Below are 14,169 nucleotides of genomic sequence, written 5' to 3'. Positions count from 1 at the left end.
TTATTTTAACACATTTAACAAATTCATTGAGGAGAAACAGGGTATTGAGTGCGAAGGAATAGGAGTGAGAATTGATAAAAGTAGGGAGGTTGAATCGGAAGTATCAGGAACATTGAGAATTGCAGAGTGGTGCGTCCGAATGGACTCGAACCATCGACCCCCACCATGTCAAGGTGGTGCTCTAACCAACTGAGCTACGGACGCACATTACCCTTCTTACTTGAAACTGCAGCGTTGTTAGCTGCTTTACGAGCGATAAGATTGGTGCGTCCGAATGGACTCGAACCATCGACCCCCACCATGTCAAGGTGGTGCTCTAACCAACTGAGCTACGGACGCAATACCATAATCTTATTACCGACCATCAATGCTGACAGCGGGGACGAATATTAACGATCCGACTGTCTGCTGGCAAGGGGAAAAACACAATATTCACCGCAAACTCACGTAATTGCTGCGCTTTTATTCATTGCGCTGTTTTTTTCTCCACCTTTCTCGATATATCACCGCATTAATCGCCAATTTGATTCCAGCGATTAATGCGGAACATGGCTGGCCGCTAGTGTGCGGCTTTTTGCAGGATAAACGCCGTCGGCTGTTTTTGTAACCAACGGATGCGCAATGCCATTAATATCGCCGCCGCAGTTAAGCCGATAACGAAACCTATCCAGAAACCACTTGGCCCCATTGCGGGGACGATATAATCGGTTAGTCCCAGCAAGTAACCGGTTGGCAGTCCCAGTAACCAATAGGCAGTAAAGGTAATAAAGAAGATAGAACGGGTATCTTTATAGCCACGGAGCACACCACTGCCGATCACCTGAATGGCATCGGATAGCTGATAAAGTGCAGCCAACAGCATTAAGTGGGAGGCCATCATCACGACTTCAGGTGTTTTGTTATACAGCAGGGCAATATGTTCGCGGAAAACAACGGTAAACACCGCAGTCACGCAGGCCAACATCAACCCGACGGCGATACTGGTATAGGCCGCGACCTTGGCTTGATCAACCGATCCCTGACCGAGGCGGAAGCCCACACGAATGGTGGCCGCCACACTCAATGACATCGGCAACATAAACATGAGTGAGCTAAAGTTGAGTGCGATCTGGTGTCCGGCAACAGCGACGATGCCCAGCGGCGAAACCAGCAATGCCACCACAGCAAACAGTGTCACTTCGAAAAACAGGGCCAGTGCAACAGGTAGGCCAAGCCCGCCCAAACGTTTCATCACTTGCCAGTCTGGTGCGGCAAAGCCTTTCTCCAGTTTGATGTCTTGCTGTGAACGAGCGCGGGTGACATACCAACGCATCATCAGGAACATCACCCAGTAGACGGTTCCGGTGGCCACACCACAACCCACGCCCCCTAACGCCGGCGCGCCGAACTTGCCGTAGATGAAAATATAGTTAATCGGAATATTAACCAGCAAACCGATAAAACCTATCACCATCCCCGGTTTTGTTTTGGATAGCCCTTCGCATTGATTACGTAACACCTGGAAGAAGAGATAACCGGGCGCGCCCCACATAATGGCATGCAGGAATCCCACGGCTTTATCTGCCAGTACGGGATCAATATTATGCATTTGCTTAATAACATGGTCGCTATTATAGAGAACAAACATAATTAGCAGCGAAACACACAGTGCCAGCCAAAATCCTTGTCTGACTTGGTGGGCTATTTGGTCACGCCGCCCGGAACCGTTGAGTTGGGCAACCGTGGGGGTCAGTGCTAACAGTAAACCGTGGCCGAATAAAATCGCTGGCAGCCAAATCGATGTCCCCACAGCCACCGCAGCCATATCCGTTGCGCTGACAGAACCGGCCATAATAGTATCAACCACGCCCATTGCGGTTTGGGACAATTGAGCGATAACGACGGGAATAGCGAGAGCCAATAAGCTACGCGCCTCTACGATATACTTCTGCACGTATGCACCTTTTTTATTATACCCTTCGTATGCTTGCTGCTGACTTGCAACGCCAACGACTTTGGGTGTTTGATTTCAATAACGACTATTTATCGCACAATGAGCGATGAATAAAATAGCGGGAAAACGATAAAAGATTGTACCTTCTCATTTGGCTTAAGCAATCTTTGTCACTAAATATCAGCAAAATGCCGCGTACACAGTTTTTTATTCTAAGTGGTTTGGTTTTCCGTCCCTTCTGAGGCAAAATCAAAGCAGAGATCACTTCTTTTTACCGATAACTGATGAGAGGCATGGCGTATGTTTACCGGTATTGTTCAAGGCACCGCGCCGGTGGTGGCCATCGAAGAAAAATCTAATTTCCGTACTCATGTGGTAGAGATGCCCACTGAGATGCTGCCTGAATTAGCCTTGGGCGCTTCTGTTGCCCACAATGGCTGTTGCCTGACTGTCACTGCCGTTGAAGGCAACCGGGTTAGCTTTGATTTAATGAAAGAAACGCTGCGCATTACTAATCTGGGCGATATTAAGGTGGGTGATGTAGTTAATTTGGAACGCGCAGCTAAGTTTAGCGACGAAATTGGTGGGCATCTTATGTCTGGCCATATTATTTGTACCGCTGAGATCACCAAAATATATACATCAGAAAATAATCGTCAGATTTGGTTTCGTATGCCCAGCGACGACTTGATGAAATATGTATTGCACAAAGGTTTTATCGGCATTGATGGTATTAGTCTGACTATCGGTGAAGTGATAGGCAACCGTTTTTGTGTGCATCTAATCCCTGAGACACTGGCGCGTACCACACTCGGTAAAAAGCGTTTAGGGCATCGGGTGAACATCGAGATAGATCCACAAACGCAGGCGGTGGTCGATACTGTTGAGCGAGTACTGGCGCAGCGTAATATTGCGGACGTGGCAGAGTCAGTCGAAAAAGCGGTGCGTGGGTAAGTCAGAGTCACAGTAGAATAAAAGTAAAGCAGGGGGCAGAGACACCCCTGCTATTAAATTATTTATGCTTAAACAACGGCGCTGTTAACGGGGAACCCGAATACCGCCTTCGACGCCATTAGGGCTAAACAAAACTTGCCATAATTGAATGTCTCTGGCGCGGAATGCCCCAGCACAGGCATTCAGATAATAGCTAAACATCCGTTCAAATCGAGATGAGTAATTCTCCGCCAGACTTGGCCATGCCGCTTGGAAACGCGCATACCAAGCCATCAACGTTCGGTCATAATCTGCACCGAAATTATGCCAGTCCTCCATAATGAAATAAGGTTCGCTGGCCTGAGCAATATGTTTTACGGACGGCAGACAACCATTAGGGAAGATATATTTATTAATCCACGGATCAATACTGAGATCAGTCCGATTCGCACCAATGGTGTGCAGTAAGAACAACCCATCTGGTTTTAAATTGCGATGTACCACATCAAAATAGGTGCGATAATTCTTTGGCCCGACATGCTCGAACATCCCCACCGAAACAATGCGGTCGAACTGTTCATTCAGGTCACGATAGTCTTGCAGCAAAATGGTGACATCCAAACCTTCGCAGCGCTCTTGCGCCAATTTTTGCTGCTCCGCCGAGATGGTCACACCTGAGACTGATACTCCGTAATGCCGGGCGGCATAAGCGGCAAGACCACCCCAACCGCAACCAATATCAAGCAGCTTCATGCCCGGCGCTAATTGCAATTTTTCGCAAATCATCCGCAGCTTATTTTCCTGCGCTTGTTCAAGGGTGGTGGCGTCTTTCCAGTAGCCGCAGGAGTATTGCATATTGGGGTCGAGCATTAGGCTAAACAGATCATTACCTAAGTCGTAATGCTCTTTACCCACAATCCAGGCACGCTTCTTCGATTGCAAATTAATAACGCGGGCGGCAGCAATACGTAAAGTATCTTTGAGATGGTGTGGAAGTTGATTTTCCAGCCCAGCACGGAGAACTCGTTGGAAAAAGATATCCAAGCGATCGCACTCCCACCAGCCGTCCATATAACTCTCACCTAATGCCAAAGATCCTTCTTGTAATACCCGCTTAAAGAAGTCGGGGTTATTAACGCGAATGTCGAAAGGGCGTGAGCCATTGATCTCAATATCAGCCCGATTCAGCATCTCTTGCACAATGCGGAACCACGGATTTTCTTGAATGCTCTGGTCTTCTATACAGGATGAACTCATAGCTTCTCCATCACTTTCTTCTGACTTATGACCCGCGATAAGTGTTTATATACGCGAATACATACCAATTAGGCTGTTGTGACCTTGGTGTCTGATATCCGTTACTGACAGAGGAAGAATAAGAATAAACCCTAATTCTATTTTGGTTTAGGGCAACTCATCCATAAGAGTAAATGTGACGCAATCCACGCGCACAGAAAGTCCTTAAGATAACGCTTTTTTTTAATGATATTGTAGCTGGTTAAACCGAGTATAGGCTTGCCGGGATGCTTTCTCAATAATAAATCGCACCCGGCATCCATGTCACTTAGTGACTATTTCCATTGGGAATTAATACCTTTTTATCTTTTTGCACGGCATAGCAATGGATGCCATACCCCACCAGTGCTAAAACCACTGTCGACAGCATGACTGTCACTGTTGCCAGCAACGCGTGGCTAATAAAAGCGGACACCATCATGCTAGCAACAAAACACAACCCTAGCTGAAGCGTGTTTTGCAGCGCTGCGGCCTTGCCCGTGTTCGCCGGGAAAGGCAGTAATGCATTCGCTACGATAATAGGGTAGCAGGCACCATTCACAAGCGCCATTATGCAGAAAGGAATAAGTAAGCTTACCAGTGTGGGTGTCGTCAAGGTCGCGATGAGATAGAGCGCGATCATACTGGTGCTATACCCCGCTAACAGCCAAGGCAGAAGGGTATTCCCTTTAATGCGAGTCAGTGCGCTACGGCAACTGAATCCACCTAACAGGAAAGCCAGCGTCTGTGGAACATAGCTCAAACCGATGGCATTAGGGCCATATCCCATGTCACCCAGAATAAAAGGTGAACCGGTTAACCAAGCAAAAAATCCGGCGCTACATGCGGCGAATATCATCACATTGCCGCTAAATACCGGAGATTTTAGCAACTGCCAGAAACTGATCGCCGTCTTATGTTGGTCGGCCTTATCGGTCACGGATTTTTTCCGCTCTTTCAGCCGTGCGGTTGGAATCAGTAGCAGCAGTGTGATGACCAGTAGGACGACAAAGATTGAGCGCCAGCTGAAGTGGTTTAACAGCCAGGCACCCAGCAGGGGGGCGAGCGCCGGAGAGAGCGCAACCAATGGCATAATGGTGGCAAAGACACGATTGGCTTTACCGTCACGATAGCGATCCACCACCAAGGCTTGCCAGCTCACGGCCGCAGAACAGACCCCCACCGCCTGAATAAAGCGCAGGATCAATAGTTGCGTGGCCGTTTCCACCCACAGAATCCCCAAACAGCCGAGGGCAAATAACCCCAGTCCGGCTAACAGCACCGGCTTACGGCCTAATTTATCAGATACCGGCCCCCAGATAAGCTGGGCGATAGCAAAACCCGCGAGAAAAATGCTCAAGCTAGCACTGATGGATCCAGCGGAGGTTTGCAGTTCTTGTTGCATGGCCCCAAAGGCGGGTAAATACATGTCGGTGGCCAGATAACCCAACATGCTTAAACCAGCCAGATAGAACATGAAGCTAGGTGTCGTTTTCATTCTTTATTATTCTCTATTTGAAAATGTGCAGGCGCTGCTGTTGTAAATAGATTGTTGCAGGCAATTTGTGGCGGAGGGCATTCTATCCGGTGAGTGATTCTGTTGTGAAACGGTAATATTTGCGCCATGCTGTCAAAATATTTGATAGCTAAGTGATTAAGCTGAAGGGGCAGAAAATAATGTGGTCCGAATACTCACTGGATGTGGTTGACGCAGTGGCGCGTACCGGTAGCTTCAGTGCTGCTGCACAAGAATTGCACCGTGTGCCATCGGCGATAAGTTATACCGTGCGCCAACTTGAAGAGTGGCTGGCAGTGCCGCTGTTTGAACGACGTCATCGTGACGTAGAATTAACCGCCGCAGGTCTGGTTTTTATCAAAGAAGCACGTGATGTCATCAAAAAAATGAATGGCACCCGTCGTCAATGTCAACAAGTGGCGAATGGTTGGCGGGGGGAATTAACTATCGTGATAGATAAAATCGTCAAGCCCCAGCGCAGTCGCCGCTTAGTATTGGATTTTTATCGACATTTTCCTGATATCGAATTACGAGTACGTTATGAAGTATTCAATGGTGTCTGGGATGCATTGGTCGATGGACAGGCAGAAATGGCCATCGGTGCTACTCGCGCAGTGCCTGTTGGGGGGCGGTTTGTTTTTCGTGATATGGGATTTTTAAGCTGGCAGTGTGTGGTGAGTGTCAAACATCCATTAGCTCAGCTAACCGGGCCGCTGACCGATGATCAGCTCCGCCCTTATCCCTCACTTTGCCTCGAAGATACTGCGCGAAATTTGCCTAAACGAGACACCTGGACGCTAGATAATCAGCAGCGGCTGGTGGTTCCGGATTGGGTGACGGGGATCGACTGCCTGTGTGAGGGGTTATGTGTTGGCATGGTGCCCGCCCATATGGTTTCGCCACTGATTGCGCAGGGGAAACTGGCGGCGCTAAACTTGGCGGAACCGCTGCCGGATAGCCCGTGCTGCCTGACGTGGGAGCAGAATAATCATTCGCCCGCACTGGCTTGGCTGCTTGAGTATTTGGGTGACAGTGTCACGTTAAATGCAGAGTGGATGAAAGATGATACTCTATCATCATCTCGTGACTGATGATGATGGAGATCACCGCCGATAGCAGCCTGTACTATCGGCGGGAGAGGATTAACGGCGATAATCGCGGAACGGACCATCGGCAACAGAACGTCGTTCGACCAGTTTCGGGTGAACCTCAATGGTCTGGGGATCTTCGCGTTTGCTGACAATGCGGTCGAGCAGCATCGCAAAGGCCGTTTCGCCCAATCGCTCTTTCGGCTGATGAATGGTGGTGAGTGCCGGGGAGAAATAGCGCGCATTACGCACATTATCGTACCCGATCACCGAAATATCCTGCGGCACTCGCAGGCCCAGCTCATCGGCTGCGCATATTGCGCCCATCGCCATAATATCCCCGCCACAGAACACGGCGGTCGGGCGATGTTTCTGTGTCAGAATTTGATGCATGGCTTTATAACCCGATTCCGGTTCAAAATCGCCCTGAACCACCCATTCATCACGCACCGTGATATTGGCCTCCTCCAGTGCTTTAAGGAAGCCCTGATGGCGACCACCGCCGGTATTGCGGGATAACTGACCGGGGATCGCGCCTATATCACGATGACCGCGTTCAATCAGATAACGGCCAGCCAAATAGCCGCCTTCAAAGGCATTATCAATAATAGAATCAGTAAAATCGCCACGTGCCGTTCCCCAATCCATCACCACCATCGGGATATTGCGATAATCTTCGAGCATCCCCAGCAGTTGCTCGGGATATTCTGAACACATGACTAACAGCCCATCAACACGCTTTTGTGCCAACATCGCCAGATAGGCTTTCTGCTTATCCAGATTATTATGAGAGTTACATAAAATCAGCGTGTAACCCTTGCTATAACAGCTGTTTTCAACCGCTTCGATCACTTCGGCAAAATAGGGCGCTTCGCTGGATGTTGCCAATAAGCCAATGGATTTGGTGTGGTTAACTTTCAAACTGCGGGCCACAGCACTGGGCGAATAATGCAGCTCTTTAATGGCTGCCCACACGGCAGCCTTGGTATTTTCGGCGACGAAACGAGTTTTGTTAATCACATGCGAAACGGTGGTGGTGGACACACCCGCGTGTTTGGCCACATCTTTAATCGTTGCCATAAAAAAATGACTCCTAAGCTTACCTGTTACCGTCGGTAAGTATGATGTTAATCGTTTGCCTGCAGACTCGAAAACACTCAGACAGATGCATATTATTGGGCTGGAAAATGGAATCAGCGGCTTGTCTGAGAGTATTTATTGGACGTTATTAGTCGGTATGCAGTTATGAACTGCGAATTTTGTCTGATCTGGAGTCAAAGTGGAAGAGGTATTCAAAGTTATAAAGTGCGTAATGAGCACAAGATTTTTTTTCTGAATTGTGGGAAGATAATTTAACACAGTAACTTTGTGTCTTTTTCCTACTACAAACTGACCGGCTAAGGAGTTTTTATGGATACCAATCTGAAAATGTCGCTGATTACGACTGTTGGTGCGCTGGCGATGATTATTGCCTTTAGCTTCGTGGCGGTAATGAATTAATTAAGCCGCTTGCCGGTAAAATTATTAAGTAGGGCGGTTTACCCGCCCTGAGTTATTTCTGCTGATGTGCTAACACACCGCCTATCATTTATTGCCTTATCAGGCTAGATTCTTCTCAACGAATGACCAGTTAACCAGCGCCCAGAAATTCTCCAGATATTTTGGCCGCGCATTACGGTAATCAATATAATAAGCGTGCTCCCACACATCGACGGTCAGCAATGGCTTATCATTTGTGGTCAGAGGGGTTGCTGCATTAGAAGTACTGACAATCGCCAGCGTGCCATCTGCTTTTTTAACCAGCCAAGTCCAGCCTGCGCCAAAATTTTTCACTGCGGCATCGGTAAACTGCGCTTTAAACTCTGCAAATGAACCGAATGACTGATTAATGGCGTCGGCCACTTTACCCGTCGGCTCACCACCGCCATTTGGCGACAGGCAGTGCCAGTAGAAAGTGTGGTTCCAAACTTGGGCCGCATTGTTGAAGATGCCACCGCTGGAGGTTTTTACGATCTCTTCCAGTGTCTTGCCCGCAAACTCAGTCTCTTTAATCAGACTATTGAGATTAACCACATAGGTATTGTGGTGTTTTCCGTGGTGGTATTCCAGCGTTTCAGCTGAGATGTGGGGTTCCAGCGCATTTTGCGCATAAGGTAATGCCGGTAATTCAAAAGACATAGCTCTCTCCTTTCGGGGTTGCTCAGGGTGTTTGCTCCTCAAATCCCATCAATAGCCGCAGGCCATAATGTGGCGAAGAGCGGGTAAAGCATAATTGTTGTATTTTTGTTGTGGGTATTAATCTTAACAACTTTCGACAGGAATGACATTGAAAACCATAGGGTTAGAAAGGGGATTGAATGCAAACTCTTCAGGAGTCGTCACTGAGATAGGGGGAGTAAGGAAACACACACCCGACAGCGCCGCCGGATGTGTGTTGAAGGATTAGCGGATAGTTTTTGGTGTGACCACGCGACGTGCGCCCACATAATGATCTTGCCAGTAGTCGTTATCCAGCATACTAATACGGATCTCTTCGCCGGTGCGTGGAGACTGAATAAATTTGCCGTTGCCTAAATAAACGCCGACATGATCGGCAACGCCGCGATTAGCAATATTAAAGAACACCAGATCACCACTCTCTAATTCAGCCCGTTTGACTGGCGCGGCATCACGCAAGTGATACATCTCATTAGCGGTGCGCGGCATTTTTATTCTGATCACATCTTTATAGGCGTAATAAATCAGTCCGCTGCAATCAAAACCGGTATTTGGTGAGGTGCCACCCCAGCGATAAGGCTTACCGACTTGTTTCATCAGTTTACTCATTGCGGTTTGTTTGGCGTGTTGATAGCGCTTTTTATGGGCAGGGCTGAGCTTAATTTTATTATTGGCGACGAGTTCGGTGCTCGCTTTGCCTTGAGTTTTATTTCGATGCCGACCATAAGCCGCTTTTTGACTCTTTTTGACTGCCGCTGTTGTTTTGTTAGCCGCAGTTTTAATATTCGTCTTTTTGGTACTGCTGGTTTTTTTTGTCGCGGGTTTACTGACTTGTTGCGCTTTCTTCTTAATCGTTTTAGTCGTATTAGCGGCTAATTTCTTTTTATCATTATTGGCCGTTGTTTTATTTGTGGTGGTTTTGCTGGTGGACGTTTTATCGCTGGCTATTTTCGCTTTTTTGGTGCTTTTATCGGCTTTTCGCTTTTTACGATCATCAGGGCTGGCTTGACTGATCTGGCCTTTCTTTTGCTCCGCCGACACCTGTGCCTGCGGCGACGCATGCGCCAGATTTAAGAATAGCTGAGTAAACAGCAGCACAAACAGCGTAAGTATTAAACGCATAATAACGCGACCAACCTTAGCCTTAAGATGAATATGAAGAGTCACAGTATTGCCGAAACTCAGGATATAAAAAAGCGAAGACATACAGTATTCTAATCGATATTGTGAGAAAACGTTAATGGCTTCACAATTGCCGCCTTTTTATGCTTTCAATGGACTTAAATCAACCATCCGTCAACAAGTTATATTGGTCACCCTCCCGCTATTCCATTAAGAAGATAATAGTGAAGTGATGGGATCAAAAATGTTATTCTTAAGGCACATATTTGTAGCTGAGATTTAACTCTTCACTGATAGTGAAAAGCCCCTGCAAAAGATGGCGTTTTATTCCAGTGGTGACAGTCGCTACAATAGACCGTACGCAATAATTATATTAAGTAAAAGTTTGTAGCCACTCGATGGCTTGAGGAAGCAATAAATGACCACGATTGATAAAATTCAGCGCCAGATAGCAGAAAACCCAATCCTGCTGTACATGAAGGGCTCACCGAAGCTGCCAAACTGCGGTTTCTCTGCTCAGGCTGTGCAAGCGTTATCTGCCTGTGGCGAACGCTTTGCTTATGTTGATATCCTGCAAAATCCGGATATTCGTGCAGAGCTACCAAAATATGCCAACTGGCCGACATTCCCGCAGCTGTGGGTTGATGGCGAATTGGTCGGCGGTTGCGACATTCTGATGGAAATGTATCAGCGTGGCGAATTGCAACAGTTGCTGAAAGAGACCGCAGATAAATACCGTTCACAAGAAGATCAACCCGCCGCAGAGTAACAGGCGAGTTGTACAGTGAAACAAACGAAAAAGGTGGCCTGCAGGCCACCTTTTTTATATATCCGCTATTTTCTCATGAAAACCGTGTTACTCGGACTCTCCCGCCGGTATCGGCCAGCCGCCCAATTTCTTCCAGCGATTAACCAGCTCGCAGAACAACTTTGCCGTTTGCATTGTGTCATACAAGGCCGAATGCGCCTGACTGCTATCAAATGGAATGCCTGCTGTCAGGCATGCTTTTGCCAACACGGTCTGCCCAAGCACCAACCCGCTGAGTGCTGCGGTATCAAAAGTGGCGAACGGGTGGAATGGGTTGCGCTTCAAGCTGGCGCGCTCAGCGGCTGCCATCACAAAGCTATGGTCGAAATTGGCATTGTGCGCCACGATAATTGCTCGGTTGCAGCCCTGATCCTTGAGCCCTTTACGAACCGCTTTAAAAATGGCGTGTAAGGCATCGTGTTCACTGACTGCGCCACGTAACGGGTTAGTCGGGTCAATGCCATTAAACGCCAGTGCCTCAGGTTGTAGATTGGCACCTTCAAACGGTTCTACATGAAAATGCAGCGTTTCATCCGGCAGCAACCATCCCTCTTTGTTCATCTGCAATGTCACGGCGGCAATTTCTAATAATGCATCGGTTTGAGCATTAAAACCGGCGGTTTCAACATCAATTACTACGGGATAATACCCACGAAAACGGCCGCTCAGGGCGTTAAGGTCACTTTTATCTGCCATCAGTTTCTTATCTTCATCGAATTCAGCACACATTATGTCAAATTTTGGCGCAGGATGCAGGGGGATATCGTGATGAGAAAAAAGGCACCGTGAGGGTGCCTTATTGTTAATCAGTTTCCGAGGCCGTGTCCGGCGCTCTTATTCTCGATTAACTCGATTTTGTAGCCGTCGGGATCTTCGACAAATGCAATGATGGTATTACCGCCTTTGACCGGGCCAGCTTCACGAGTGACTTTTCCACCCGCCTGACGAATTTGGTCACAAGTCGCGGCAACATCGTCCACACCTAGCGCCAAATGACCAAACGCACTCCCCATCTCGTAACTGTCTACGCCCCAGTTATAGGTCAGCTCAATCACTGAGCCTTCACTTTCATCACTGTAACCGACGAATGCCAGCGAGTATTTATACTCGGTATTTTCGCTGGTACGCAGTAAACGCATCCCTAATACCTTGGTGTAGAAATCGATGGAGCGTTGCAGGTCACCGACGCGAATCATGGTATGGAGTAAGCGTTTCATAATACCTCTTTATAATCAAAAGTTTATAAGTCAAAGTCATTATAAATAAAAACTTAGCCATTATGATATAGCAATATCTTCCCGCTCACTACCTTGGCTCATTAATAGCACCAAAAAAAACAGCCAGCGAGAGTATGACTCTAACTGGCTGTTATTTAATGTATTAAACGATAAAAAACTTACAGTGTTGGGTAGTCGGTGTAGCCTTTAGCACCGCCGCCGTAGAATGTTTCGCCATCAGGCGCATTCAGTGGCGCTTGCTGTTGCAGGCGAGCAACCAGATCCGGGTTAGAAATATAGCTGCGGCCAAAAGCAACGGCATCAATGTAGCCTTTCTCTATCAGATCCTCAGCTTTTTCGGCGGTATAAGCACCCGCACCGACAATGACGCCTTTGAAGCGCGCGCGGACGGCATCACGGAACGCCTCTGAGTAAGGTTTACCACCAGCCCAATCTGGCTCAGAGATGTGCAGATAGGCGATATGACGTTTGTTTAATTCATCAATCAGATAGAGTGCTGCTTCTTCCTGATCTTCACCGTTATCCAAGCCGTTGAACGGCCCCAGCGGTGAAATACGAATACCAATATGTTCAGCACCCCATTCAGCGGCAGTGGCATCCACCACTTCCAGTGTCAGACGTGTACGGTTTTCAATGCTGCCACCATATTGGTCGGTGCGCTGATTTGAGGCCGGAGACATAAACTGATGCAGCAAATAACCATGGGCGGCATGCAGTTCGATATAGTCGAAGCCCGCTTCGCGAGCATTAGCTGTCGCCTGACGGAAATCATTAATGATGCCCGGAATCTCTTCTGTTTCCAGCGCGCGCGGAGTGGAGCAGGGAACACGCACCCAAGCACCGGTTTCATCACGTACCGTGGTGCGGGTATCGGCGGCAATGGCGGATGGCGCGACTGGCGCTTGTTGGTCTGGCTGTAAACTGTTGTGCGAAATACGACCCACATGCCACAACTGCACGGCAATGTGTCCACCTTCTTCATGCACCGCCTGAGTGATTTTTTTCCACGCGTTCAACTGCTCCTGAGTGTGTAACCCGGGTGCACCCGCATAGCCTTTCGCCTGAAAAGAGATCTGGGTTGCTTCGGTGATAATCAAACCCGCGCTGGCCCGTTGACGATAATATTCCGCCATTAATGGGGTTGGGATATCACCCGGCTCAATGCTGCGCAAGCGAGTCAATGGAGCCATAAATACACGGTTTGGCAAAGTGAGCGCGCCAACCTTCAAAGGGGAGAACAGTTTAGCAGTCTTCATGGTGCGTCCTATATTAATAGACCAGTCAACTAGTGGCTGGGTAAATCCTGAAACACAGAGTGTGTGATCAGAATCATTGGATTATTGGGTCGGTTGTAGCATCAGTTCGATACTTTCTAGCGCACAGGTCAGCGGTGTAACAGAACGTTTTACCTTCGCCCGCAATGCTGCACCTAGCCACAAGGCATAGAGTGTTTCTGCGGTGGCGGCCGGGGAGAGCAGGGTGCGCAGTGAACCCTCGGCAATACCGGCTTCGATGGCATCTTGCAAACGTCCAATCACACGGGCAGTGCCGATATCCAGCGCATGGCGCATGGGTTCGGATAAATCACTCACTTCGGCTGAGAGTTTAACCGCCAGACAAGCATTGTGGCATTCACTGCCACAATAGTTAGCAATAGACTGAGCAAAATAGTGCAGCAAATGGTGGCGCTTATCGCCTTGCGAGCCGGTGAGCAGATTTTCCATTGCCGCATCATAACGATCAAAATAGCGTTGTAGCATCGCCTCACCAAACACTTCCTTCGAGCGGAAATAGTGATAGAACGAGCCTTTCGGAATACCCGCCGTGGTGAGTAACAGGCTAAGCCCCATGCCATTAAAGCCAAGGCGCAGACTGAGACTCTCGCCAGTGGCTAGCAGGTGCTCACGGGTATCGACATGTGTGTGCTGTATTTTGTTCATGTCGAAGAGCGTAATAGACCGATCGGTCTAGGTCAAGGAAAAAATGCCAACGGATGACCTTGCTGGCATTAAGTATCTGTTTTACCAACGATTATTGAA

At 48.3% G+C, this 14,169-nt stretch carries 14 protein-coding genes and 2 tRNA genes; 4 read left to right on the top strand and 12 right to left on the bottom strand.

Annotated features, from left to right (window positions below; genetic code table 11):
* Positions 1–127: 127 nt before the first annotated feature.
* From HRD69_RS16280 to HRD69_RS16270, 3 genes are all read right to left on the bottom strand, one after another.
* Positions 128–204, bottom strand: a tRNA-Val gene (locus HRD69_RS16280).
* 58 nt (positions 205–262) lie between these two features.
* A tRNA-Val gene (locus HRD69_RS16275) sits at positions 263–339 on the bottom strand.
* Positions 340–559: 220 nt separating this feature from the next.
* Positions 560–1,933, bottom strand: a complete 1,374-nt coding sequence (locus HRD69_RS16270; protein WP_032813555.1) for an MATE family efflux transporter — start codon at positions 1,931–1,933, stop codon at positions 560–562.
* 300 nt (positions 1,934–2,233) lie between these two features.
* On the opposite strand from HRD69_RS16270, the gene HRD69_RS16265 reads away from it, so the two are divergent.
* On the top strand, positions 2,234–2,887 hold the full coding sequence (locus tag HRD69_RS16265) for a riboflavin synthase (RefSeq protein WP_004874245.1): 654 nt from the start codon (positions 2,234–2,236) through the stop codon (positions 2,885–2,887).
* 84 nt (positions 2,888–2,971) lie between these two features.
* Here HRD69_RS16265 and cfa read toward each other — a convergent pair whose 3' ends face one another.
* A complete protein-coding gene (gene cfa, locus HRD69_RS16260) occupies positions 2,972–4,123 on the bottom strand; it encodes a cyclopropane fatty acyl phospholipid synthase (RefSeq protein WP_004874246.1) in 1,152 nt (383 codons plus the stop codon).
* 307 nt (positions 4,124–4,430) lie between these two features.
* Complete coding sequence (gene punC / locus HRD69_RS16255; protein WP_032813557.1) at positions 4,431–5,639, bottom strand: purine nucleoside transporter PunC; 1,209 nt, start codon at positions 5,637–5,639, stop codon at positions 4,431–4,433.
* 179 nt (positions 5,640–5,818) lie between these two features.
* On the opposite strand from punC, the gene punR reads away from it, so the two are divergent.
* The gene (gene punR, locus HRD69_RS16250; RefSeq protein ID WP_032813560.1) at positions 5,819–6,748 is read left to right on the top strand and encodes a DNA-binding transcriptional activator PunR; all 930 of its coding nucleotides are present in this window, start codon (positions 5,819–5,821) and stop codon (positions 6,746–6,748) included.
* 51 nt (positions 6,749–6,799) lie between these two features.
* Here the strand turns inward: punR and purR are convergent, their stop codons facing one another.
* Positions 6,800–7,825, bottom strand: a complete 1,026-nt coding sequence (purR, locus tag HRD69_RS16245) for an HTH-type transcriptional repressor PurR (protein ID WP_004874249.1) — start codon at positions 7,823–7,825, stop codon at positions 6,800–6,802.
* Between the two features lie 330 nt (positions 7,826–8,155).
* On the opposite strand from purR, the gene cydH reads away from it, so the two are divergent.
* Positions 8,156–8,245 carry a cytochrome bd-I oxidase subunit CydH gene (gene cydH, locus HRD69_RS16240; protein WP_016266160.1) on the top strand — a complete coding sequence of 30 codons (90 nt, stop codon included), beginning with the start codon at positions 8,156–8,158 and terminating at the stop codon, positions 8,243–8,245.
* A 99-nt stretch (positions 8,246–8,344) separates the two neighbouring features.
* On the opposite strand, the gene sodB is transcribed toward cydH, so the two are convergent.
* Positions 8,345–8,923, bottom strand: a complete 579-nt coding sequence (sodB, locus tag HRD69_RS16235) for a superoxide dismutase [Fe] (protein ID WP_004874250.1) — start codon at positions 8,921–8,923, stop codon at positions 8,345–8,347.
* A 264-nt stretch (positions 8,924–9,187) separates the two neighbouring features.
* Positions 9,188–10,084 (bottom strand): C40 family peptidase, encoded by an 897-nt coding sequence (locus HRD69_RS16230; protein ID WP_032813601.1) that lies wholly within the window; start codon positions 10,082–10,084, stop codon positions 9,188–9,190.
* Between the two features lie 418 nt (positions 10,085–10,502).
* On the opposite strand from HRD69_RS16230, the gene HRD69_RS16225 reads away from it, so the two are divergent.
* Complete coding sequence (locus tag HRD69_RS16225) at positions 10,503–10,853, top strand: Grx4 family monothiol glutaredoxin (protein WP_004874252.1); 351 nt, start codon at positions 10,503–10,505, stop codon at positions 10,851–10,853.
* Positions 10,854–10,940: 87 nt separating this feature from the next.
* Here the strand turns inward: HRD69_RS16225 and rnt are convergent, their stop codons facing one another.
* The 4 genes from rnt to HRD69_RS16205 form a co-directional block, all read right to left on the bottom strand.
* Positions 10,941–11,588 carry a ribonuclease T gene (gene rnt / locus HRD69_RS16220; RefSeq protein ID WP_072079948.1) on the bottom strand — a complete coding sequence of 216 codons (648 nt, stop codon included), beginning with the start codon at positions 11,586–11,588 and terminating at the stop codon, positions 10,941–10,943.
* Positions 11,589–11,698: 110 nt separating this feature from the next.
* Positions 11,699–12,109: a lactoylglutathione lyase gene (gloA, locus tag HRD69_RS16215; protein WP_004874254.1), complete on the bottom strand. Its 411-nt coding sequence runs from the start codon at positions 12,107–12,109 to the stop codon at positions 11,699–11,701.
* A 179-nt stretch (positions 12,110–12,288) separates the two neighbouring features.
* The gene (gene nemA / locus HRD69_RS16210) at positions 12,289–13,386 is read right to left on the bottom strand and encodes an alkene reductase (RefSeq protein WP_032813561.1); all 1,098 of its coding nucleotides are present in this window, start codon (positions 13,384–13,386) and stop codon (positions 12,289–12,291) included.
* 81 nt (positions 13,387–13,467) lie between these two features.
* The gene (locus HRD69_RS16205) at positions 13,468–14,070 is read right to left on the bottom strand and encodes a TetR/AcrR family transcriptional regulator (RefSeq protein WP_004874256.1); all 603 of its coding nucleotides are present in this window, start codon (positions 14,068–14,070) and stop codon (positions 13,468–13,470) included.
* Between the last annotated feature and the right edge of the window lie 99 nt (positions 14,071–14,169).

Source organism: Yersinia mollaretii ATCC 43969, from assembly GCF_013282725.1.
GTDB classification, from domain to species: domain Bacteria; phylum Pseudomonadota; class Gammaproteobacteria; order Enterobacterales; family Enterobacteriaceae; genus Yersinia; species Yersinia mollaretii.
The sequence above is the reverse complement of the archived record's forward strand: the minus strand, read 5'-3'. Positions and strand labels throughout refer to the sequence as shown.

Bases quoted from the DNA above. Each gene is read 5' to 3' on its own strand.
- HRD69_RS16205 (WP_004874256.1), bottom strand. From the start codon at position 14,070: ATGAACAAAATACAGCACACACATGTCGATACCCGTGAGCACCTGCTA.
- rnt (WP_072079948.1), bottom strand. From the start codon at position 11,588: ATGGCAGATAAAAGTGACCTTAACGCCCTGAGCGGCCGTTTTCGTGGG.
- HRD69_RS16230 (WP_032813601.1), bottom strand. From the start codon at position 10,084: ATGCGTTTAATACTTACGCTGTTTGTGCTGCTGTTTACTCAGCTATTC.
- purR (WP_004874249.1), bottom strand. From the start codon at position 7,825: ATGGCAACGATTAAAGATGTGGCCAAACACGCGGGTGTGTCCACCACC.
- nemA (WP_032813561.1), bottom strand. From the start codon at position 13,386: ATGAAGACTGCTAAACTGTTCTCCCCTTTGAAGGTTGGCGCGCTCACT.
- punC (WP_032813557.1), bottom strand. From the start codon at position 5,639: ATGAAAACGACACCTAGCTTCATGTTCTATCTGGCTGGTTTAAGCATG.
- HRD69_RS16225 (WP_004874252.1), top strand. From the start codon at position 10,503: ATGACCACGATTGATAAAATTCAGCGCCAGATAGCAGAAAACCCAATC.
- sodB (WP_004874250.1), bottom strand. From the start codon at position 8,923: ATGTCTTTTGAATTACCGGCATTACCTTATGCGCAAAATGCGCTGGAA.
- gloA (WP_004874254.1), bottom strand. From the start codon at position 12,109: ATGAAACGCTTACTCCATACCATGATTCGCGTCGGTGACCTGCAACGC.
- cydH (WP_016266160.1), top strand. From the start codon at position 8,156: ATGGATACCAATCTGAAAATGTCGCTGATTACGACTGTTGGTGCGCTG.
- punR (WP_032813560.1), top strand. From the start codon at position 5,819: ATGTGGTCCGAATACTCACTGGATGTGGTTGACGCAGTGGCGCGTACC.
- cfa (WP_004874246.1), bottom strand. From the start codon at position 4,123: ATGAGTTCATCCTGTATAGAAGACCAGAGCATTCAAGAAAATCCGTGG.
- HRD69_RS16265 (WP_004874245.1), top strand. From the start codon at position 2,234: ATGTTTACCGGTATTGTTCAAGGCACCGCGCCGGTGGTGGCCATCGAA.